Annotated in this window: 18 protein-coding genes and 1 pseudogene; 8 read left to right on the top strand and 11 right to left on the bottom strand. The window is 68.4% G+C overall.

What is annotated here, in order from left to right; genetic code table 11:
- The first annotated feature begins 34 nt into the window (after nt 1-34).
- The 3 genes from FBY22_RS35585 (at nt 35) to wecB (ending at nt 2,880) form a co-directional block, all read left to right on the top strand.
- Nucleotides 35-1,027, top strand: a complete 993-nt coding sequence (locus FBY22_RS35585; protein ID WP_399212399.1) for a Gfo/Idh/MocA family oxidoreductase — start codon at nt 35-37, stop codon at nt 1,025-1,027.
- Nucleotides 1,028-1,129: 102 nt separating this feature from the next.
- On the top strand, nt 1,130-1,783 hold the full coding sequence (locus tag FBY22_RS35580) for an acyltransferase (protein WP_142152626.1): 654 nt from the start codon (nt 1,130-1,132) through the stop codon (nt 1,781-1,783).
- On the top strand, nt 1,780-2,880 hold the full coding sequence (gene wecB / locus FBY22_RS35575) for a non-hydrolyzing UDP-N-acetylglucosamine 2-epimerase (RefSeq protein WP_142152073.1): 1,101 nt from the start codon (nt 1,780-1,782) through the stop codon (nt 2,878-2,880). Before FBY22_RS35580 ends, wecB begins: the two co-directional genes overlap by 4 nt.
- On the opposite strand, the gene FBY22_RS35570 is transcribed toward wecB, so the two are convergent.
- From FBY22_RS35570 to FBY22_RS35560, 3 genes and pseudogenes are all read right to left on the bottom strand, one after another.
- Nucleotides 2,868-4,175, bottom strand: a complete 1,308-nt coding sequence (locus FBY22_RS35570) for a nucleotide sugar dehydrogenase (RefSeq protein WP_142152072.1) — start codon at nt 4,173-4,175, stop codon at nt 2,868-2,870. The two genes, wecB and FBY22_RS35570, sit on opposite strands and share 13 nt — an antisense overlap.
- A gap of 153 nt (nt 4,176-4,328) precedes the next feature.
- On the bottom strand, nt 4,329-4,592 hold the full coding sequence (locus tag FBY22_RS35565; RefSeq protein ID WP_142152071.1) for a hypothetical protein: 264 nt from the start codon (nt 4,590-4,592) through the stop codon (nt 4,329-4,331).
- A 722-nt stretch (nt 4,593-5,314) separates the two neighbouring features.
- Nucleotides 5,315-5,479 (bottom strand): annotated as a pseudogene (locus FBY22_RS35560) (NmrA family transcriptional regulator); the annotation flags it as partial.
- A 26-nt stretch (nt 5,480-5,505) separates the two neighbouring features.
- On the opposite strand from FBY22_RS35560, the gene FBY22_RS35555 reads away from it, so the two are divergent.
- From FBY22_RS35555 to FBY22_RS35540, 4 genes are all read left to right on the top strand, one after another.
- On the top strand, nt 5,506-8,157 hold the full coding sequence (locus FBY22_RS35555; protein WP_174267340.1) for an alpha/beta fold hydrolase: 2,652 nt from the start codon (nt 5,506-5,508) through the stop codon (nt 8,155-8,157).
- Nucleotides 8,154-9,014 (top strand): ABC transporter permease, encoded by an 861-nt coding sequence (locus FBY22_RS35550; protein ID WP_142152070.1) that lies wholly within the window; start codon nt 8,154-8,156, stop codon nt 9,012-9,014. The genes FBY22_RS35555 and FBY22_RS35550 overlap by 4 nt, the downstream gene beginning before the upstream one ends.
- A 172-nt stretch (nt 9,015-9,186) precedes the next feature.
- Complete coding sequence (locus tag FBY22_RS35545; protein ID WP_142152069.1) at nt 9,187-10,749, top strand: VWA domain-containing protein; 1,563 nt, start codon at nt 9,187-9,189, stop codon at nt 10,747-10,749.
- Nucleotides 10,750-10,819: 70 nt separating this feature from the next.
- A complete protein-coding gene (locus FBY22_RS35540; RefSeq protein WP_142152068.1) occupies nt 10,820-12,739 on the top strand; it encodes a long-chain fatty acid--CoA ligase in 1,920 nt (639 codons plus the stop codon).
- Nucleotides 12,740-12,802: 63 nt separating this feature from the next.
- Here FBY22_RS35540 and FBY22_RS35535 read toward each other — a convergent pair whose 3' ends face one another.
- The 4 genes from FBY22_RS35535 to FBY22_RS35525 all read right to left on the bottom strand — a co-directional run bounded on the left by FBY22_RS35535 (nt 12,803) and on the right by FBY22_RS35525 (nt 14,629).
- Nucleotides 12,803-13,207, bottom strand: coding sequence for a rodlin (locus FBY22_RS35535; protein ID WP_142152067.1), 405 nt, complete (start codon nt 13,205-13,207; stop codon nt 12,803-12,805).
- Nucleotides 13,208-13,356: 149 nt separating this feature from the next.
- Nucleotides 13,357-13,890 carry an LCP family protein gene (locus tag FBY22_RS35530; RefSeq protein WP_260845271.1) on the bottom strand — a complete coding sequence of 178 codons (534 nt, stop codon included), beginning with the start codon at nt 13,888-13,890 and terminating at the stop codon, nt 13,357-13,359.
- Entirely contained in the window at nt 13,875-13,985 is a 111-nt protein-coding gene (locus FBY22_RS45530; protein WP_260845270.1) for an LCP family protein, read from the bottom strand. Before FBY22_RS45530 ends, FBY22_RS35530 begins: the two co-directional genes overlap by 16 nt.
- A gap of 236 nt (nt 13,986-14,221) precedes the next feature.
- On the bottom strand, nt 14,222-14,629 hold the full coding sequence (locus FBY22_RS35525; protein ID WP_142152066.1) for a rodlin: 408 nt from the start codon (nt 14,627-14,629) through the stop codon (nt 14,222-14,224).
- Between the two features lie 455 nt (nt 14,630-15,084).
- On the opposite strand from FBY22_RS35525, the gene ccrA reads away from it, so the two are divergent.
- The gene (gene ccrA / locus FBY22_RS35520) at nt 15,085-16,395 is read left to right on the top strand and encodes a crotonyl-CoA carboxylase/reductase (RefSeq protein WP_260845269.1); all 1,311 of its coding nucleotides are present in this window, start codon (nt 15,085-15,087) and stop codon (nt 16,393-16,395) included.
- A 1,680-nt stretch (nt 16,396-18,075) separates the two neighbouring features.
- On the opposite strand, the gene FBY22_RS35510 is transcribed toward ccrA, so the two are convergent.
- The 4 genes from FBY22_RS35510 to FBY22_RS35495 all read right to left on the bottom strand — a co-directional run bounded on the left by FBY22_RS35510 (nt 18,076) and on the right by FBY22_RS35495 (nt 19,944).
- Nucleotides 18,076-18,882 (bottom strand): DUF2637 domain-containing protein, encoded by an 807-nt coding sequence (locus tag FBY22_RS35510; RefSeq protein WP_142152065.1) that lies wholly within the window; start codon nt 18,880-18,882, stop codon nt 18,076-18,078.
- Nucleotides 18,883-18,913: 31 nt separating this feature from the next.
- Entirely contained in the window at nt 18,914-19,171 is a 258-nt protein-coding gene (locus tag FBY22_RS35505; RefSeq protein WP_260845268.1) for a hypothetical protein, read from the bottom strand.
- A 389-nt stretch (nt 19,172-19,560) separates the two neighbouring features.
- The gene (locus FBY22_RS46110; RefSeq protein WP_399212585.1) at nt 19,561-19,686 is read right to left on the bottom strand and encodes an IPT/TIG domain-containing protein; all 126 of its coding nucleotides are present in this window, start codon (nt 19,684-19,686) and stop codon (nt 19,561-19,563) included.
- A gap of 15 nt (nt 19,687-19,701) precedes the next feature.
- Nucleotides 19,702-19,944 carry an IPT/TIG domain-containing protein gene (locus tag FBY22_RS35495; RefSeq protein WP_260845341.1) on the bottom strand — a complete coding sequence of 81 codons (243 nt, stop codon included), beginning with the start codon at nt 19,942-19,944 and terminating at the stop codon, nt 19,702-19,704.
- Nucleotides 19,945-19,954: the final 10 nt, after the last annotated feature.

The following is a 19,954-nucleotide window of genomic DNA, read 5'->3' as shown; positions in this document are numbered from 1 at the left end:
CACCCTGCGGGCCGGGCTCATCGGCCTTGGAGCCATGGGACGCAACCATGCCCGGGTGTTGTCGTCGCTCGACGGCGTCGAGCTGGTGGGCGTCATGGACCCGGCAGGTGATACCACGGGTGCCGGCCGGAACACCCTTGTCGTCCCCACCCTGCATGAGCTGCTCGCGCGTGGACTCGACTACGCGGTGGTCGCCTGTCCCACGGCGTCGCACGAGGAGGTCGGCCTGGCCTTGGCCGACAACGGCGTGCCCGCGCTGATCGAGAAGCCGCTCGCCCACTCGGCGACGGCCGCACAGCGACTGGTCGACGCCTTCGACAGAGCGGGACTGGTCGCCGGTGTCGGACACATCGAGCGGTTCAACCCGGCCCTGCGGAGCCTGCGTTGCCGACTCGAGGCGGGAGAACTCGGGGACGTCTTCCAAGTGGTCACGCGGCGCCAGGGACCCTTCCCGCACCGCATCGCCGACGTCGGGGTCGTCAAGGACCTGGCCACCCACGACATCGACCTCACCAGTTGGGTCACCGGCCACGACTACGTCTCGCTCTGCGCGCGCACGGTGTCCAAGAGCGGCCGACTCCATGAGGACATGGTCTCCGTGGTCGGCGACCTCAGCGACGGCACCCTGGTCAGCCACCTCGTCAACTGGCTCAGCCCCCACAAGGAGCGCTACACGTCGGTGACCGGCGAGCGTGGCTGCCTCGTCGCCGACACTCTCACGGCAGACCTGACCTTCCACGCCAACGGAGCGGTGGCCACCGAGTGGGAGGCCCTGCGCGCCTTCCGCGGTGTGGCCGAGGGCGACATGGTCCGCTACGCCATCCCCAAGCGTGAGCCGCTCCTCGTCGAGCACGAGCTGTTCCGTGATGCCGTGGACGGGAAGGCCACGGACATTGTCACGCTCGATCAGGGGCTGAGGACGGTGGAGGTGGCGGAGGCGGTCCTCGACTCGGCACGGCGGAAGGCATCCGTGAGCCTGCGAAGCCCGCGCACGCCGACCCTGGCGGTGGTCCCCCAGCGGTCATGACGAGCACCCCTGCCGGGGGCCAGGAACCAGCCTGGCGAGGCTACCCGCAGAGCAGTACCCGGAGACCAGTACCCGGAGCAGTCAGTGCTCGTTGCTCAGCACATGAACCAAAGCGGTGAGGTGGCGTTTGCGCAGGTGCGGATCGCGCCCGGTGCGCAGGTCGACGAGTCGGCCGTGCTCGGCCCGGGTACGACTGTGTGGGAACTCGCGCAGATCCGCGAGGAAGCCGTGCTCGGCTGCGACTGCGTCGTGGGCCGGGGTGTCTATGTGGGACCCGGGGTGAAGATCGGCCACAGGGTCAAGATTCAGAACCATGCGCTGGTGTATGAGCCTGCCGAGCTGGCCGACGGCGTCTTCGTCGGGCCCGCGGTCGTCCTCACGAACGACCGCAGTCCTCGCGCCGTCGGCGCGGACGGACGTCTGAAGCGCGCCGGTGACTGGGAGGCGGTCGGGGTCCGGGTCGCTGAGGGCGCGTCACTCGGCGCACACTCAGTGTGTGTGGCTCCGGTCGGCATCGGCCGCTGGGCGATGGTCGCCGCGGGGGCCGTCGTCACCAAGGACGTGCCGGATTTCGCCCTCGTCGCCGGTGTCCCTGCCCAACGGATCGGATGGGTGGGACCTGCCGGCGAGCGTCTGCGCGCACTGCCGGATCGGGTCGGACTCTGGGAGTGCCCGAGCAATGGGAATCTCTACTCGGAGAACGACGGAATTCTGACGGAGCTTTCAGCTCAATACCGAGAAAAGTCGAGCCCATGAAGGTCATGAGCGTAGTCGGGGCGCGACCCCAATTCGTCAAACTTGCCGCAGTCGCCGCAGCGTTCGGCGATACAGAGCACGATCATATGATCGTCCACACCGGTCAGCACTACGACGCCGATCTGTCCGACGTCTTCTTCACCGGCCTCTCCATCCCCGAGCCCCATGTGCACCTGGGCGTCGGCTCGGGCACCCACGGAGTGCAGACCGGTACCATCCTGGCGGCCCTCGATCCCGTCATCGCCGCCGCACACCCTGAATGGGTGCTCGTTTACGGAGACACCAACTCCACTCTTGCCGGCGCCCTTTCCGCTGCCAAACAGCACATCCCCGTTGCCCACCTGGAAGCGGGCCTGCGCTCTTTCAACCGGCGGATGCCCGAGGAGCACAACCGCGTCCTCACGGACCACGCTGCCGATCTGCTGCTCGCACCCACCGAGGAGGCGGTGCACCACCTGGCAGCCGAGGGCCTGGCCGACCGTGTGGTCCTGACCGGGGACGTCATGGTCGACACGTGCCTGCGCATCAGGGACAAGGTGCTGAGGGACAAGGCCACCGCCGCACTTCCGGCCTTCGTCGACGCCCAGGAGCCCTACCTCTTCGCCACATTGCACCGGGCCGAGAACACGGATCGTCCCGATCGCCTGGCCGCTCTCGTGGATGCCCTGTCCAGTCTGCCGGTTCCCGTCGCCCTGGCCGCCCATCCCAGGCTGCTCGCACGTGCAGAGGACTTCGGCATCAAGCTCGACAGCGGCTCCCTCCGTATCGGCCGCCCCCTTCCCTACGCCGAGCTGATCCGCACGGTGCTCGGCTCGCGTGGTGTGATCACGGACTCGGGAGGACTCCAGAAAGAGGCGTTCCTCTTGGAGCGCGTCTGCACGACACTCCGTACGGAGACGGAATGGCCCGAAACGCTCCGGGGCGGCTGGAACGCACTCGTGCCGGATCCCTGTGCACTGGGCTCCCAGGCATGGCGTGACACCGTCCTGCGTCCTGCGCCCAAGAGCTCACGCGGCGTGCCGTACGGCGACGGCGAAGCAGCACCCCGTGTGGTGCGGGCGCTGGAAGATCGTGTGAGCGGATCTCAAGCCCGCTGAGCCGTCCGGGTCGGCGCACCGAGCAGGATCACCTCGGCCCCGGCCCATCGATCGGGGTCGGCGATCCGCCGCCCGTCGACCACGACGCGCACCTCCGGGAACCGGTCGGATCCGAGCTCTCGGTACTCGCCGTGATCGGCTTGGACGACAGCGGCGGTGACTGTCTGTCCGCTGTACGGCGGCAGGCCGAGTGCCCTCAGATCATCGGCCGTGTACAGCGGGTCGGACACGTACGGCTCGGCGCCGCGCGCCCGCAGCGCCTCGACGACGGGGAACACCCCGGAGAACGCTGTCTCCTTGACGCCGCCCCGATAGGCGGCGCCCAATACGAGCACGCCTGCGCCGGTCAGGTCGCCGTACACCTCCGCAAGCCGCCGTACCGCGTACTCGGGCATCGAGGCATTGGCCGTACGGGCCTCTTGCACGACTGTCGCGTCCGGGTCGTTCCACAGATACATCCGCGGATAGACGGGAATGCAGTGACCGCCTACGGCGATGCCAGGCCTGTGGATGTGGCTGTACGGCTGCGAGTTGCAGCCGTCGATCACCAGCTCGATGTCGATGCCGATGCGGTCCGCGAACCGTGCGAACTGGTTCGCCAGCCCGATGTTCACGTCACGGTAGGTCGTCTCGGCCAGCTTCGCGAACTCCGCGGCCTCCGCCGAGCCGAGGTCCCAGACGCCGTTGGGACGAGGCAGTTCGTCGCGTACGTCGAAGTCGAGGACGGACTCGTAGAACTCGACACCTCGGCGGGCGGAGGCCACGTCGATGCCGCCGAGCAGCTTGGGGTAGCGGCACAGGTCGGCGAATACACGTCCGGTCAGCACCCTTTCGGGGCTGAAGACGAGAGCGAAGTCCCGGCCCGCGGTCAGCCCGCTGCCCTGCTCGAGCATGGGCGCCCAGCGCCCTCGAGTGGTACCGACGGGCAGTGTCGTCTCATAGGACACGAGTGTGCCCGGCCGCAGTCCGCGCGCCACCGCCTGCGTCGCTTGGTCCATCCAGCCGAAGTCGGGCATGCCCTGGGCGTCGACGTATACCGGAACGACCAGCACGACCGCCTCGGCGTGCGTGACCGCCGCGGTCGTGTCGGTGGTGGCCAGCAGCCGCCCCGCCCCGACGACGCTCTTCAGCCTCTCAGCGAGTTCAGCCTCGCCGGGGAAAGGCTCAACGCCCTCATTTACCAGGTGCACGACTCGTTCGTCCACGTCGGAGCCGATGACGTAGTGGCCTTTCGCCGCGAACTGGACGGCCAGCGGCAGGCCGATCTTTCCGAGCGCCACCACACAGATTTGCACGGCTATTTCCTCCGAGCGGCAACCAGCTGCGCAGGCGACCGAAGATAGCCGACACGCATTGACAAAGCCCTACGCACCTTATCTCCGCAGCTTCATTTCAGTGAGCCGACACGAAGGGTCCAGCGATCGTCCGACCTTGACTCTGACACGTGTTCAGGCCGTCGCGGTTATGCGTTCGAAGCGTACGGTCAGACCGAGACGGTTGGCTTCCTTGGTCATTCGGTGCATGGCACGTTCGGGTTCTGGTCGGGTGAAGCAGTCGGGCCCGAGGTCCTGGTAGCGGGGCTTGTTCCGGAGGATGTGCCAGATCGCTCTGACGAGCTTGCGCATGACAGCGATCAGTGCCCGTTGTCGACCGCGGCGGGCGGCAATGCGCCGGTAATAGGCGCAGAGGTAGCAGTCCTTGTTGCGGGTCACAGCCATCGCGTCAGGCGGCACGCACGACCGAGCCGGCACGCCCACTGAAGGGGTTCGACCACGTCGGCGACGTCGACTCCGGCGACTTGTGACCTCTGATCGGCCCTGCGCAGCGATACGGACTGCGCAGGTAAGTCCGCCCGAGCCTGTGCGGTAGGCAGCCTCCGATTCCCCTACCGCCTGCCCTACCAGGTCCCCTACCGGCGCGTGCGGTGGGCTGGGCAGGGTGAGATCGAGGACTCAGACACGTACTCCGACCAGGGCGAGTAGCCCGTCGTCACACGCGGCGGCCCCCCGGTGCCGGGCAGGGATCGGAGGGCCGCCGGCACGAGCGCCGGCTCGGGGTACAAGTGCGCGCGTCCACCGGCTCAACGCGCCTGCTGCTCCAAGGCCACGGGCGGGGTCGCCGCTTCAACGCCCGGAACCGTCATCGGCGTGGGAACGGGCGGCCATCCGCCCAGCGGCGCGACAACGACCGTCCTGACTACCGAGAGCGGCAGAACGCACTCCCACCCGAGGAGACGTATCGCAGCCACACCATCGCCACGGACCTGCAATCCGGCGATGGCGGTCTCAGCCCACCCGCGGCTCTCCTCGCGCGCCATGCCTCATCATCCAACGCGCTCGCGGTGGATTCACCCCGGACACTCCGTGTCGCACCGAACGCGACCGGACCATGACCCATCTCAGCGCCAAAGGCTGTACCGATGTTCCCCAAGGCCGATGTCCGCCGGGTCCACGACCGGCAGCGCCACGTCGGCGAACGAGGCGAGCACTGCGCGCCGCGTACGGACGGTCTCGATCCAGGCGTAGGCGTTGGAGGCGAAGCCGCCCGGACGCAGGATCGTCCAGTTCACACCGGAGGCGCGCACGGCCTTTTCGAACTCTCAGCGACGCCCCGTACCGTTGACGCATGGATCTTCGACTGCCCCACCGGCGAGGGCTGCTGCGGAGGCCCCGACGGCTGCTGGCCGCCGGGGCCGCTGTCGTCGTACTCGCGGGCGCGGGAACGTGGACGGCTGTCGCCTCGGACAGCAAGCCCCCGGTGCACGAGACCGACCGCATCATGGCCATCGACGGTGTCCGCGTCGACACCTCGTACTTCACGTCCGGCCCCGCCGGCCGCAGGCCCGCCGTGCTGCTGGCCCACGGCTTCGGCGGCAGCAAGCAGGACGTACGGCAGCAGGCGGAGGACCTCGCCAGAGACGGCTACGCGGTACTGACCTGGTCCGCCCGGGGCTTCGGCAGGTCCACGGGCAAAATCGGCCTCAACGACCCCAAGGGCGAGGTCGCGGACGTCTCCAAGCTCATCGACTGGCTGGCCGAGCAGCCCCAGATCCAGCTCGACAAGCCGGGCGACCCGCGCGTGGGCGTCGCCGGCGCCTCGTACGGCGGCGCGATCTCCCTGCTCGCCGCCGGCTACGACCAGCGCGTGGACGCTATCGCCCCGGCGATCACCTACTGGAACCTCGCGGACGCCCTGTTCCCGAACGGCGTCTTCAAGAAGCTGTGGGCCGGCATCTTCGTCAACTCCGGCGGCGGCTGCGAGAAATTCGAACCGCGGTTGTGCCGGATGTACGAGCGGGTCGCCGAGTCGGGCAGCCCCGACGCCCGGGCCCGCGAGCTGCTCCAGGCCCGTTCCCCCTCCGCCGTCGGCAGCCGCATCAAGGTGCCCACCCTGCTGATGCAGGGCCAGACCGACTCCCTCTTCCCGCTCGGCCAGGCGGACGCGGCCGCGAAGGCGATCCGCGCCAACGGCGCCCCGGTGGACGTCGACTGGATCGCCGGCGGGCACGACGGCGGCGACATGGAGACCGGGCGGACGCAGTCACGCGTGCGTGCCTGGTTCGACCGGTACCTCAAGGACGACAAGGGCACCGACACCGGCCCGGCCTTCCGCGTCACCCGCACCGGAGGTGTCGACTCCACCAGCGGCGCGGCCCAGTTGCGCGGCGCCACCGACACCACATACCCGGGCCTGGCGAGCGGACGGCGCCCGGTCGCCCTGCGCGGCACCCAGCAGCGCTTCGACAACCCGCCCGGCGCCACCCCGCCCGGGGTCTCGGCCCTGCCCGGCCTCGGCGGCGCGGGCGGCCTCGCCCAGCTGTCCTCGCTCGGCGTCGGCGTCTCGCTGGACTTCCCCGGCCAGTACGCGCGGTTCGAGTCGGCGCCGCTCAGCACCGGCCTGCGCGTCACCGGATCGCCGACCGTCACCGTGCACGTGAAGTCGACGAGCGACGACGCCGTGCTCTTCGCCAAGGTGTACGACGTCGGGCCCGGCGGCGGCACCCCCGTGCTGCCCTCGCAGCTGGTGACGCCGATCCGCGTCGAGGGCGCCAAGGCCGGCAAGGACGTCACGATCACCCTCCCGGCGATCGACCACGAGGTCGAGCAGGGCCACCGGCTGCGTCTGGTCCTCGCCTCCACCGACCTCGGCTACGCCTCCCCGACCGCCCCGGCGACGTACACCGTCTCGCTGAAGGGCGCCCTGGCGGTGCCGACGGCGCCCGGTGTGACGACCGCGGTTGCCCCGCTGCCGTCGTGGGTGTGGTGGCTGCCGCTGGCCGGCGCGGTCATCGCCCTGGCCCTGCTCCTGACGAGCCGTCGCCGCACGACCGCGGCACCGCCGCCCGACCCCGACCTCGCCGACATCCCGCTGCAGATCACCGGACTCAGCAAGCGGTACGCCCGCTCCGCCGACCGGTACGCGGTGCGGGAGGTGACCTTCCGCGTCGAGAAGGGCCAGGTCCTCGGCCTGCTGGGGCCGAACGGCGCGGGCAAGACGACCACCCTGCGCATGCTGATGGGCCTGATCAAGCCGGACGCCGGTGAGATCCGCGTCTTCGGCCACGCCATCCGCCCCGGCGCCCCGGTCCTCTCCCGGGTCGGCGCCTTCGTGGAGGGTGCGGGCTTCCTGCCGCACCTGTCCGGCCGGGAGAACCTGGAGCTGTACTGGCAGGCCACCGGCCGCCCGCCAGAGGACGCCCATCTGGAGGAGGCACTGGAGATCGCCGGACTCGGCGACTCGCTCGCCCGGGCCGTGCGCACCTACTCCCAGGGCATGCGCCAGCGCCTGGCCATCGCCCAGGCCATGCTGGGCCTGCCGGACCTGCTCATCCTCGACGAACCGACCAACGGCCTGGACCCGCCGCAGATCCGCGAGATGCGCGAGGTGATGATCCGCTACGCGGCCGCCGGACGTACGGTCATCGTCTCCAGCCACCTCCTCGCGGAGGTCGAGCAGTCCTGCACGCACCTGGTCGTCATGGACCGCGGCCGGCTCGTCCAGGCGGGCCCGGTGGGGGAGATCGTCGGCTCGGGCGACACCCTGCTCGTCGGCACCGCCGCTCCCGTGGAGGAGCCGGTCGTCGAGAAGGTCGCCACCCTGCCGGGCGTCGCCTCCGCGGTGCCCGCCGACGGCGGCCTCCTGGTCCGGCTCGACCCCGACGGCAGCGCGCAGCGCCTGGTCGTCGAGCTCGTACGGCTCGAAGTGCCCGTCCAGTCGGTGGGCCAGCACCGCCGCCTGGAGGACGCCTTCCTCACCCTGATCGGAGGTTCCGCATGAGCACGCTCGTCGAGCGCACCGAGACCGCCTCCGGTTACCGCGCGGGCCGCACCCTGCCCCTGCGGGTCGAGCTGATACGGCAGTTGAAGCGCCGCCGCACGCTAGTCATGGGCGCGATCCTCGCCGCCCTGCCGTTCGTACTGCTGATCGCCTTCGCGATCGGCAACCCGAGCCAGGGCAACGGCCGGGTGACGCTGATGGACACGGCGACGGCGTCCGGCGCCAACTTCGCCGCCGTCAACCTGTTCGTGTCGGCCGGCTTCCTGCTGGTCATCCCGGTCGCCCTGTTCTGCGGGGACACGGTCGCCTCGGAGGCCGGCTGGTCCTCCCTGCGCTATCTGCTGGCCGCACCCGTGCCGCGCGCCCGCCTGCTGTGGTCCAAGCTCGTCGTCGGACTCGGCCTCAGCCTCGCCGCGATGATCCTGCTGCCGGTGGTCGCCCTGGCCGTCGGCACGGCCGCCTACGGCTGGGGCCCGCTGCAGATCCCCACCGGCGGCGCGCTGGACACCGGCACGGCCACGCAGCGCCTGCTGGTGGTGGTGGCGTACATCTTCGTATCCCAACTGGTCACCGCCGCGCTGGCGTTCTGGCTGTCGACCAAGACCGACGCGCCGCTCGGCGCGGTCGGCGGCGCGGTCGGCCTGACCATCGTCGGCAACGTCCTGGACGCCGTGACGGCCCTCGGCCACTGGCGGGACTTCCTGCCCGCGCACTGGCAGTTCGCCTGGGCGGACGCCGTGCAGCCGCATCCGGAGTGGTCCGGCATGATCCAGGGCACGGCGATTTCCATAACGTACGCGCTCGTCCTGTTCGCCCTGGCCTTCCGCGGTTTCGCCCGCAAGGACGTGGTCTCCTAGGTCAACGGAGGGTCACCCACCGGTCTCGGCGGGCCATGATCGTGGCCGCTTCGAGATCCATCCGCAACGGTTCGTCACGCACGTTCCCGCCCCCTCCGCCGTCACAGTCACAGACGGCGACGCCAACACGGCCGTTCGAACAACCGGTCAATCGGCAGAGGGGGCACGGAAGATGGAGCAGCGGTACCCAACACCAGGGCCCGGCACGGCACACCGTCGTACCCGACGGCTGCGCGTCGCCCTGCTCGCCCTCGCGGCGACGGGCGGCCTGCTGCTCACGGCGTGCAGCGCGGGCCAGGACAGCAACACGAGTTCGGCGGACCGCTCGAACCGCACCGGCGGCCTCCCGGCCCCGGCCGGCTCGGCGGCGGCCGGGGAGCAGCGCGGACAGAGCCCGGACGACAGTCCGTCCGCCGACCACCTCTCCACCTTCGCCCTCGACGTCGACACCGCCTCCTACGGCTACGCCCGCCGGGTCCTCGCCGACGGCCGGCTGCCGGACCCCTCCCAGGTGCGCCCCGAGGAGTTCGTCAACAGCTTCCGCCAGGACTACGACCGCCCCGACGGCAACGGCTTCTCGGTCACCGTCGACGGAGCCCGCACCGACAGGGCCAGTTGGTCATTGGTCCGTGTCGGCCTCGCCACCCGCGCCGCCGACTCCGGCGAACGCCCGCCCGCCGCGCTCACGTTCGTCGTCGACGTCTCGGGCTCCATGGGCGAGCCCGGCCGCCTCGACCTGGCGAAGAAGTCCCTCGACACGATGACCGACCGGCTCGGCGACGACGACTCGGTCGCCCTGGTCACCTTCAGCGACGAGGCGCGGACCGTCCTGCCGATGACCCGCCTCGGCGGCCACCGCGGCAGGGTCCACGACGCCGTCGACGACCTCGAGACCGAGGACTCCACCAACCTCGGCGCGGGCGTCGAGAAGGGCTACGCCACCGCCACCGACGGCCTGCGCGAGGGCGCCACCAACCGGGTCGTACTGATCTCCGACGGTCTCGCCAACACCGGCGACACGCATGCCGACTCCATCCTCGAACGCGTCTCCCGCGCACGCCGCGACCACGGCATCACCCTCTTCGGGGTCGGCGTCGGCAGCGACTACGGCGACGCCCTGATGGAACGCCTCGCCGACAAGGGCGACGGCCACACCGCCTACGTCTCCGGTGACGACGACGCCCGCAAGGTCTTCGTCGACCAGCTCCCGCAGAACATCGAGCTCACCGCCCGGGACGCCAAGGCCCAGGTCGCCTTCGACCCGGAGACCGTCGCCGAGTTCCACCTCGTCGGCTACGACGACCGAAAGGTCGCCGACGAGGACTTCCGCGACGACAACGTCGACGGCGGCGAGGTCGGCCCCGGCCACACCGTCACCGCCCTGTACGCCGTGCGCACCAAGCCCGGTGCCGACGGCCATCTCGCCACCGCGAGCGTCCGCTGGCTCGACCCGAAGTCCCGTGCCCCGCACGAGGAGTCCGGCCAGCTGGAGACCGACGCCCTGCACGACGACGTGTGGAGCGCCCCCAGCCGCTTCCAGGTCACCGCGATCGCCGCCTACTTCGCCGACACCCTGCGCACCCGCGCCTCCGAGGCCGACGACGTCGGCTCCCTCCCCGGCAACCCAGGCCTCGGCGAACTCGGCGAGCGGGCCCACGCGCAGGCGAAGAAGACCGAGGACCAGGACGTCGACCAGCTGGCGGAGGCGATCGACGAGGCGAGCGGCATGAAATGATCCGGCCCCATTGACTCCTCCTTACTTGCGAGTAAGTTGTGCTCCCAGTCCGAGCCGACCGGGAGCCGTCATGGGCGTACGCAAGGATCTGAAGCGGGCGAAACAACGCGGTGACCTCGCCGCGCGCACCAGGGTCGAGGTCGTCAGGGACGCGTCCGGCGCGGTGCGCGAGGCCCGCACCGCGCCGATGGCGAAGACACCCACCACCGGCAGCACCGCCGACCTGCCCTACACCAACGCGGCCGAGGCCCCGGACGCCGTGATCCTGCGCCGCAAGCTGCACGGCACCTGGCAGCCGGTCACCGCGGCCGCCTTCGCCCGCGAAGTGAGCGCCGTCGCCAAGGGGTTGATCGCGGCCGGCCTCGAACCGGGCGGCCGGGTCGCGGTCATGTCCCGCACCCGCTACGAGTGGACGGTCCTCGACTTCGCCATCTGGGCGGCCGGCGGCCAGACCGTCCCGGTCTACGCCACCTCCTCCGCCGAGCAGGTCGAGTGGATCGTCCGCGACTCCGGCGCCCGCTTCGCCGTCACCGAGACCGCCGGCAACACCGCCACGGTGACGACCGGAACCGCCGGCCACCAGACCCCGCCCCGCACCTGGGAGCTGGACGAAGACGCGCTCACCGAGCTCACCGTCCTCGGCCGGGACGTCCCGGACGAGGAGGTCACCAAGCGCCGTACCGCCCTGACGCCCGACACGATCGCGACGATCTGCTACACCTCCGGCACCACCGGCCGGCCCAAGGGCTGTGTGCTCACCCACGCCAACCTGCACGCCGAGGCCGCCAACACGGTCGAGCTGCTGCACCCCATCTTCAAGGAGGTCACCCGCCAGCAGGCCTCCACCCTCCTCTTCCTCCCGCTCGCCCACATCCTCGGCCGCACCCTGCAGATCGCCTGTCTGATGGCCCGCATCGAGATCGGCCACTGTCCCAGCATCAGGCCCGACGAACTCCGGCCCGCCCTCAAGGAGTTCCGCCCCACCTTCCTGGTCGGCGTGCCGTACCTCTTCGAGAAGATCCACGACACCGGCCGCGCCACCGCCGAGAAGATCGGCCGGGGCGCCTCCTTCGACCGCGCCGACCGTGTCGGTGTCCGCTTCGGAGCGGCGTACCTCGACAAGTTCCTCGACCGGGGCAAGGGCCCGGGCCCCGCCCTGTACGCCGCCTGGGCCCTCTACGACCTGCTGGTCTACCGCCGCGTCCGCAAGGAACTCGGCGGCCGCATGCGCTACGCCATCAGCGGCGGCTCCCCGCTCGACCGCAACCTCAACCTCTTCTTCTACGCGGCCGGCATCATCGTCTACGAGGGCTACGGCCTGACCGAGACCAGCGCGGCCGCCACCATCGTGCCCCCGCTGCGGCCCCGCCCGGGCACCGTCGGCCAGCCCGTCCCCGGCACCGCGGTGCGCATCGCCGACGACGGCGAGGTCCTGATCAAGGGCGGCATCGTCTTCGGCGCCTACTGGAACAACCCGGCGGCCACGGACGCCGTGCTCCAGGACGAGTGGTTCGCCACCGGCGACCTCGGCGCGCTCGACGAGGACGGCTATCTCACCATCACCGGCCGCAAGAAGGACATCCTCGTCACCTCCGGCGGCAAGAACGTCTCCCCGGCCGTCCTGGAGGACCGGCTGCGCAGCCGCCCGCCGATCGGCCAGTGCATCGTGGTCGGCGACAACCGTCCCTTCGTCGCCGCCCTGATCACCTTCGAACCCGAGGCGGTCGCCCACTGGCTGTCCGTCCGCGGGCTGCCCGCCGACACCCCGATGTCCGAGGTGGTACGGGACCCCCGGATGCGCGCCGACGTCCAGCGGGCCGTCGACTACGCCAACGAGGCCGTCTCGCGCGCCGAGTCGATCCGCGCCTTCACGCTGGTCGAGGGCGAGTTCAACGAGGAGAACGGCCTGCTCACCCCGTCCCTGAAGGTCAAGCGGCACGCCGTGCGGGCCGCGTACGCGGACGAGATCGAGGCGCTGTACGCCAAGTAGCCGCCCGGGCACACGAAAGCGGGCCGCCGATGTGCTCGGCGACCCGCTTCGGCGGTGCTGCGGTCAGCTGTTGTTGGCGCCGTTCCCGGACAGGACCGGGATGTTGTCCAGGATGTGCGACAGCGGCTCGTCGCCCTTGGCCTGGGTGGAGTTCTCGGTGCACTGCTGGTTCTGCGGGGCCGAGAGGATCGGGACGTCCTGGAGGGCGGTGGTGACCGTCCCGATGGTCTGGGTGTTGACCTTCGAGGGCAGGGCGAGGCAGGGCTTGTTCAGCGAACCCTGCACGAGCGCGAGCTGGGGGCTCATGTCGCCGTGCGTGGCCTGGTTGCCGTACTTCTGGACGGAGCTGTTGCCGTTCACTGTGGTGACCCCGTTGTCGTTGCCGATCGCCAAGGCAGGGGCGGCGGTCGCGGCCGTGGCGCCGACGATGGAGGCGGCGATGGCCGCGCTTGCCCACAGCTTCTTCATGTTTCTTTCCCTTCGGAGAGCGGACTCCGGTGCAGAGTTTCGGAGAGCGGACCCCGTTGCAGAGCCGCGTTTTGACCAACCACCGAGTGGGGGTTTGGTTGCGCCGTTTGCCCCATTCGGACCAGTGTGGAGGAGAAAGTGTTATCTCGTTACCGACACGCGAGTGAACTTCCCCGGACGGGCAGGGAGGAGCGCATGTCCGGCGGATCGCCGGGGAGGGGGTTCTGTCCCGCCGGGATCAGCGGCCGGTCCGCACACAGGTCGGCGAACACCTGGTCGGACTTCTTCGGGTCCCAGCGCAGTGTCGAGCCGACGCCCTTGATGGCCGGGTTGAAGCCGGCGATCGGCACCGTGGCGAACTCGGTGCCTGACAGCGGCACTCGGCTCAGTAGGGACGCCGGCTCCACCAGGTCACCAGTCCCGAAGCCCTGGTCGACGGAAGCGGCGCCGAGGAGGGTGCGGCCGATGCGCAGCATCGCTTCCGGGTCGGTCAGCACATGCCGGGACATCAGTCCGCGCAACGCCGCGACCAGGAACCGGTGCTGACGTTGAATCCGGCCCAGGTCAGCCGAACCGTCCACATGGCGTGAGCGGACGTACTGCAGAGACCGCCCGCCGCCGAGCCGGTGCCGGCCGGGCGCGAGGTCGAGCTTGGTGGCCGAGTCCTTCAGCGCGCCGTGCACACCTCCACCCCGTCGACCTGGTCGACGGCGTCCATGAACCGTCGGAAGTCGATCTGCAGGAAGTGGTCGATCGGCACGTGGGTCATGTCCTGCACGGTGCGAACGGTGAGCTGGGCCCCGCCCTCGGCAGAGCCGTTGTTGAGTTTCGCCAGATGCGCCGGAAGCCCGGAACGCGGAGTTACCGAGAAGAGGGACGGCAGCCGGCAGCACCATTCCCGGAATGAGTATGCGCCGCAGTGATTTCCGGAAACAGAAAGGGTTTTTCGCCATCCGAGGAAGGCAGGCGAACGGGCCGCCGAGAATCCGGCGGCCCGCTGCGTGCGTCACCCGATCAGCTGTTGTTGGCGCCGTTCCCGGACAGGACCGGGATGTTGTCCAGGATGTGCGACAGCGGCTCGTCGCCCTTGGCCTGGGTGGAGTTCTCGGTGCACTGCTGGTTCTGCGGAGCCGAGAGGATCGGGACGTCCTGGAGGGCGGTGGTGACCGTCGTCAAGGACTGGGTGTTGACCTTCGTGGGCAGGGCGAGGCAGGGCTTGTTCAGCGAACCCTGGATGAGGGCCATCTGCGGGCTCATGTTCCCGTACGTCGCCTGGTTGCCGTAGATCTGCGCGGCACCGTTGCCGTTGGCGGTGCTGACGCCACCATCGTTCCCGATGGCCAGCGCCTGGGGCGCGAAGACCGCCGAGGCTCCGACAACGGAAGCGGCGACCACCGCGGCAGCCATAACCTTCTTGATCACTTGCTGGTCCCTTCTGGAGTAACCCCGTCCACCGGAGCGCCCTGAACAACTCCGCCCGGACCGCGTGGTTGCTCCCCTTCACCCCAATGGCCGTAGGTGAACCCCGGCAGGGTGAAGCGTTCTCCGGGGTCGCTTCGTGCGTCACCCCCAGCCGGCGCCGTCTCCTCCGTCGCGTGTCCCACTGGCCTCTCACCCGAGGTATGAGGAACTGCGCGGTCGAGTGCAGGTGCGGCGTCCTGCTCCATTAGGGGAGAAGAACTCGGCGGACCGGGAGTGTGCACTGCCCAGTTGACCTGGGATTTTTCCGGGGGCTGGAGCACACTGCTTTCCTTGCGCTTGCGCTACTGGCTGGGTGAGGGCTTCCTGGGAACGGAAAGTGCGGGGGTGGGAACGGAAAGGGCGGGGGCAGTAACGTCGCCGACGTTGGTCAATAGGGAGTCATGATGCAGACGTCCATGTCCGAAGCGGTCATCGCTGGTGCCGAGGCAGCGGACCTGGAAGGCCTCCCGGTCCCAGACTATTTCCCAGCTGCCACTGTGCGCGAGGAGGACATCGACGTCTTTCAGTCCATGGAGGACAAGGACGTACGCAAGTCCATTGTCATTGACAAGGTACCCATGCCGGATCTGGCGCCCGATGAGGCGTTGATTGCTGTCATGGCCAGTTCGATTAACTACAACACTGTGTGGACGGCGATGTTCGAACCGATCCCCACATTCCAGTTCCTCAAGCAGATGGGTAAGGCCGGCGGCTGGGAGAAACGTCACGACTTGCCTTACCACATCGTCGGCTCCGACGCATCGGGAGTCATCGTCAGGACAGGTTCTTCCGTACGAAAATGGAAGGTGGGTGATCATGTTGTAATTTCCCCCGCCTACGTCGACGAGCAGGACCACGACACCCATCGGGACGGAATGCTTGGAGAGGGGCAGAAGGCTTGGGGTTTCGAGACCAATTATGGAGGGCTTGCGCATTATGCAGTGGTGCGGGCCAGCCAGTTGATGCCTAAGCCTGCTGCTCTGACCTGGGAGGAGGCGGCAGTCAATCCGCTATGCGCAAGCACTGCTTACCGAATGTTGGTGAGCGACCGCGGAGCGCAGATGAAGCAAGGAGATGTGGTTCTTGTTTGGGGCGCTACCGGAGGGCTGGGATCCTACGCCATTCAGCTCGTCCTCAACGGCGGCGGGATCCCTGTCGGCGTTGTCAACTCGGCTGAAAAAGCAGAGCTGTTGAAGGCGCTCGGATGCCATGCGGTCATCAACCGCGCCGACCTCGAGGATGGTGACCCCGCGATTCTGCAGCAGCCCGAGGGGTGGAAGAGGATGGGGCGAGCCATCCGCGACATGGTCGGGGAGGACCCGCACATTGTGTTCGAGCACGTCGGGAGGAAGACCTTTGGCGCTTCCGTCTTCCTTGCCAGGCGTGGGGGCACCGTCGTGACCTGTGGATCGAGCACAGGTTACGAGCACCTTTATGACAACAGATACCTTTGGATGCGCCTGAAGAGGATCATCGGGAGTCACGGCGCAAACCTCCACGAGCAGTGGGAAGTCAATAGACTCATCGCCTTGGGGCATGTGGTGCCGGCCCTTTCCGCGACATACACCTTGGATGAAGTCGGGGTTGCGGCCCGCAGCGTTCAAACTAATCAGCACATCGGGAAAGTAGGCGTTCTGTGTCTCGCCCCTCATCCCGGCTTGGGTGTTACCGATCCAAACGCCCGCGAGAAGATCGGGGAGCACCGTCTCAGGACGTTCCGTAGGTAAGTCCGAATCGACCTCGAGCGGGCCCGACCGGAAAGGGAGACAGTCGGGCCCGCTCTGCAACTCCACGCGAGGAACCGGTCTGATGAAACTCCGGCCGGTCCATTTGCATGGAGTCAGACATGGGTAGCACGATTAACCGGTAAGCTACATATCTCTTAGGGGCCCTGCTCGGCCGCCATATGCCCGCGTGTAACGCTGCAAGTGTACCCACAAATCCCGAACCGTTGAACACGCTACGCACCGGAACGCCATGTGCGTCCCACTGCGGGGATTCGCATCGTGATAGGTCACGCAAACCGGCACTCACACGATTTCATGGGACCTGCGGCGCTCAATGGCCCTCACCGCCTGGAACCTCGCGAGCACAAACCCGGGCATCACGCGACATTGCCGATGCCCTGGCTGCCTGCTGTCACCCACAACGGTGATCTCCGAAGCGCCAGGGTTCGCCACCCTTCCCCGGCCTTCCGGCAACCATCAGCATGATCACCGTTTGACCTGCAGATGCGCACTCAGTGCACAGCCATGGGTAAGGCGCGTTCCCGACGAGGCCTTTCAGGAGATCACATGTGGAACTCAGCATGGATGCGCAGCGTGGAGTGGCTTGCTGCGGCCTCCTCCGACCCCCGAACGTGCAAACGGCAATGGGCCTCCGGAACGGGCACCGCCCTGCTGGAAGCCGGGCGCTACTGGAACGTTCTCAGTGTCCCCGACAGCCTCGGGCTGCTTGCTCTGAACGTCCTGTGGGAGGACCCGCTGCACACTCCCGGCCCCGTCCTCAGGCACAGAAGAGCTCGAAGGGTGGGCTTCTGAATGTCGGGTGGCGGTCCCGCCCCCTTACCGTGACACCGGACATCTGAAATGGGTCATTCCACCGAATGGAACTGGGACTTTGCACTCTCCAGACCTGCTGGAAATAGCCCTACAGGCTGCCACGCTTGCCGGGCCGCCATGCATGGCGAGGTACAGCGTTGCCCGGTGTGGCTGGTCAGCCGGGTCTCGGCAACGTGCGAGCCCCGGCGGAGCCAGCGGCGGCGGCCGGCCGTGACCGGCCGGGCGGCGGACCCGGGACGAGGAGCGGGGACGTGGTAAATAGGCGGAGAGGGGCATCCGCTTCTCGCGGATCGTGATTACCCGGCGAGCGGCCGATGGCTGCTGCTTCGCGTCTGATCGCTGGTCCTTTCCGCCGGTCCCGTACAACCGTTCCCACGCCGACGCCACGAGAGCCGTGGGGTCCCTTATTCGGCCCGCACGGCTGATCTCGCAATCCGGAAGCTCGTGGAAGGTGAGCCGCGACTCGGGAGGAAGCCGAGGGCCGTCAAGGAATCCGAGGGCCGCCCCCAGGCGTCCGTTGGTGTTGTGCTCGGAGTCTGTGCTCCTCCGTTCGGCGGCACACCGCTGGCGCCGGGGCTGCGCCGCTTGCAGGGTTGCGGTGTGGGCTGATCCGGTCCTCCCCACGTCGCCGCCTGGGCCGGAGGGGTCCCCGGTGCCGCCGTTGTCGGCGAAGCGGCGGCGGCACCGTTTGGGTCCTGTGTGGGCGACTATCCGGGCCGCCAGTGCTGGCGGCGGCCACCCTCTTGCGTGATGAAGAAGGGTGACCCACTCGAGGCGTGCCTGGAGCGGCTCGCATGGGTCACCATGGACAGCTGTCCGCTCGCATGAGCCGTCTTGCCGGCAGTGTCACCTGACGGAGCTGTGAGGTCCGCTGTTCGACGGCACGCCACCAACGGGCGCCTCCGTCGGCCGCAGTCGGTGTCGGCGCAATGGACGCCGGGGTGGCCTGGTCAGGGTGATCTGGCGTACCAACTGCTGGAAACAGGTCAAAGACGCGAAGATCGGCATCGCAGCCGCCGCCCTGCCCATGAGGTCGTTCGGGGCCTGGGCGATACACAAGGCCATGGCGATGGAGGAGAACACCAAGACCACGCACCAGGAGTGCAAGGACCGGCGCCGGTGCAGCGCGTGGCGCAGAATGGACAGCGACGCCACCAGCCACGGGCCGAAGATCAGGAGAGGCCACCAGGAGACGACGCTGCTGGCGGTGGGGCCTGCGGCGATGAACAGAAGCGGATCGTAGGCAAACACGCCACCGAACACGCTGACTGTCGCCGCGATGACGGCCACCACTGCGCCAGTGCAGTAACTGAGAGTGAGTAGCTTGTCTTTGTGTCGTGCTCGCGTCCTGCGATGGCCCGGGGTCGCGGCCTTGATGGGGGGCAACTCTGCGGTGATCTGCGCCAAGTTCTCCCGATGAGATCTCGCATCCGCAGGTTCCCCGCCGCGTGCTGCCGGAATTCGGGCCTGCTCCGCCTCGACAGCATCACGCAGCATAAAGGCCAGCTCTTCTGCAGGATCCCAGTCTGACTCCGGCGGCGTCAAAGGATGATAGAGAATTCCAGCTTGGGCCTGATATTCGTTGGCGTCATTATAGCCGTACGAAAATTCGGCGGAAAAATCGGAATAGGGGGTTGGGCCTTCTTCGTGCATGGCGTGGTTGCCCGTCTTTTCGTGTCGGCACTCAGGCTTCCAACTCCATCCAGCGTCTTGAAAGACCGCCTTCCAGAACACTCAAAGCCTGCATGAAATCCTGCAGGTCCTCATCGGTTGCATCAAGCGTGATGGACAGTCCCCCCTTCGCGAGAACCCCGTTCAACGTTTCGTCGCTGGCGGGTTTTGGAATGTAAGTGAAGGAGCCCAGTCGCGTGACACGGACACTTTTCGGGCGAGTCCTCTTCGGGAGGGGGTCGATGGTCTGTTCCTCGCTTGCCTTCGTCATGTAGCGACTAACGACGTCCCCGGTCGGCGGTTGCGCCGCGAACGGGTGAATTATTAGCCAGACAAACATGTTGTGCAGGGTGGGTGTTGGGCAGACCTGCAGGCCATCGTGCGAGGCGGGGAATGCTGATCAATCACAACACTTACTTACTGCTTTACGGGCATCCCGGCCAACTGTGCTTTTATATTAGCCCCGCCCGAAACGGCGAAGGGTGCGGCTCGTTTCGATCGTGATCAAGGCAGGTTGCGGGTGTAGGTCGGCCGGCGGGCGGTACCGCCCGCTGTGGTGGAAGGCGTCCGGGGCGCTGGTGCCCCCCGGAGTCGTGACGGTCACGACGGCGGCCCCGCCGCTTCCGGCAGGTGTCACGGCAGTGATCTGGCCGGCCGAGTTCACGGTGAACGATGTCGCCAGGATCCAGCGAAAGCGACCGTGGCGGCCCCGGTGAAACCGGTTCCTGTGAGGGTGACTCCGGTGCCGGCGGACGTCGGACCGCTACTCGGCACCAGTGCTGTCAGGGCGGGTCTGGGGACCTAGGAGAAGGCGACAGGGTTGCTTGCGCCCCCCGGGTGATCACCGTGGATCGGTGAACTGCCCGTGCCCGGTGGGGCGATGGCCGTGATCTGTGTTGCCGACACCACGGTGAAGGAGGCGGCGTTGGTGGTGTCGAACCACACGGTGCTGACGTTGAGCAGATTGCTACCGGTCAGTGTGACCATCACTCCTCCGGCCGGTGGGCCCCGGGCGGAACCCCGCGCAGCAGCCGCCGCCCGCACCTCGTACGTA

It is taken from the genome of Streptomyces sp. SLBN-31 (genome assembly GCF_006715395.1).
Classification (GTDB): domain Bacteria; phylum Actinomycetota; class Actinomycetes; order Streptomycetales; family Streptomycetaceae; genus Streptomyces.
The sequence above is the reverse complement of the archived record's forward strand: the minus strand, read 5'-3'. Positions and strand labels throughout refer to the sequence as shown.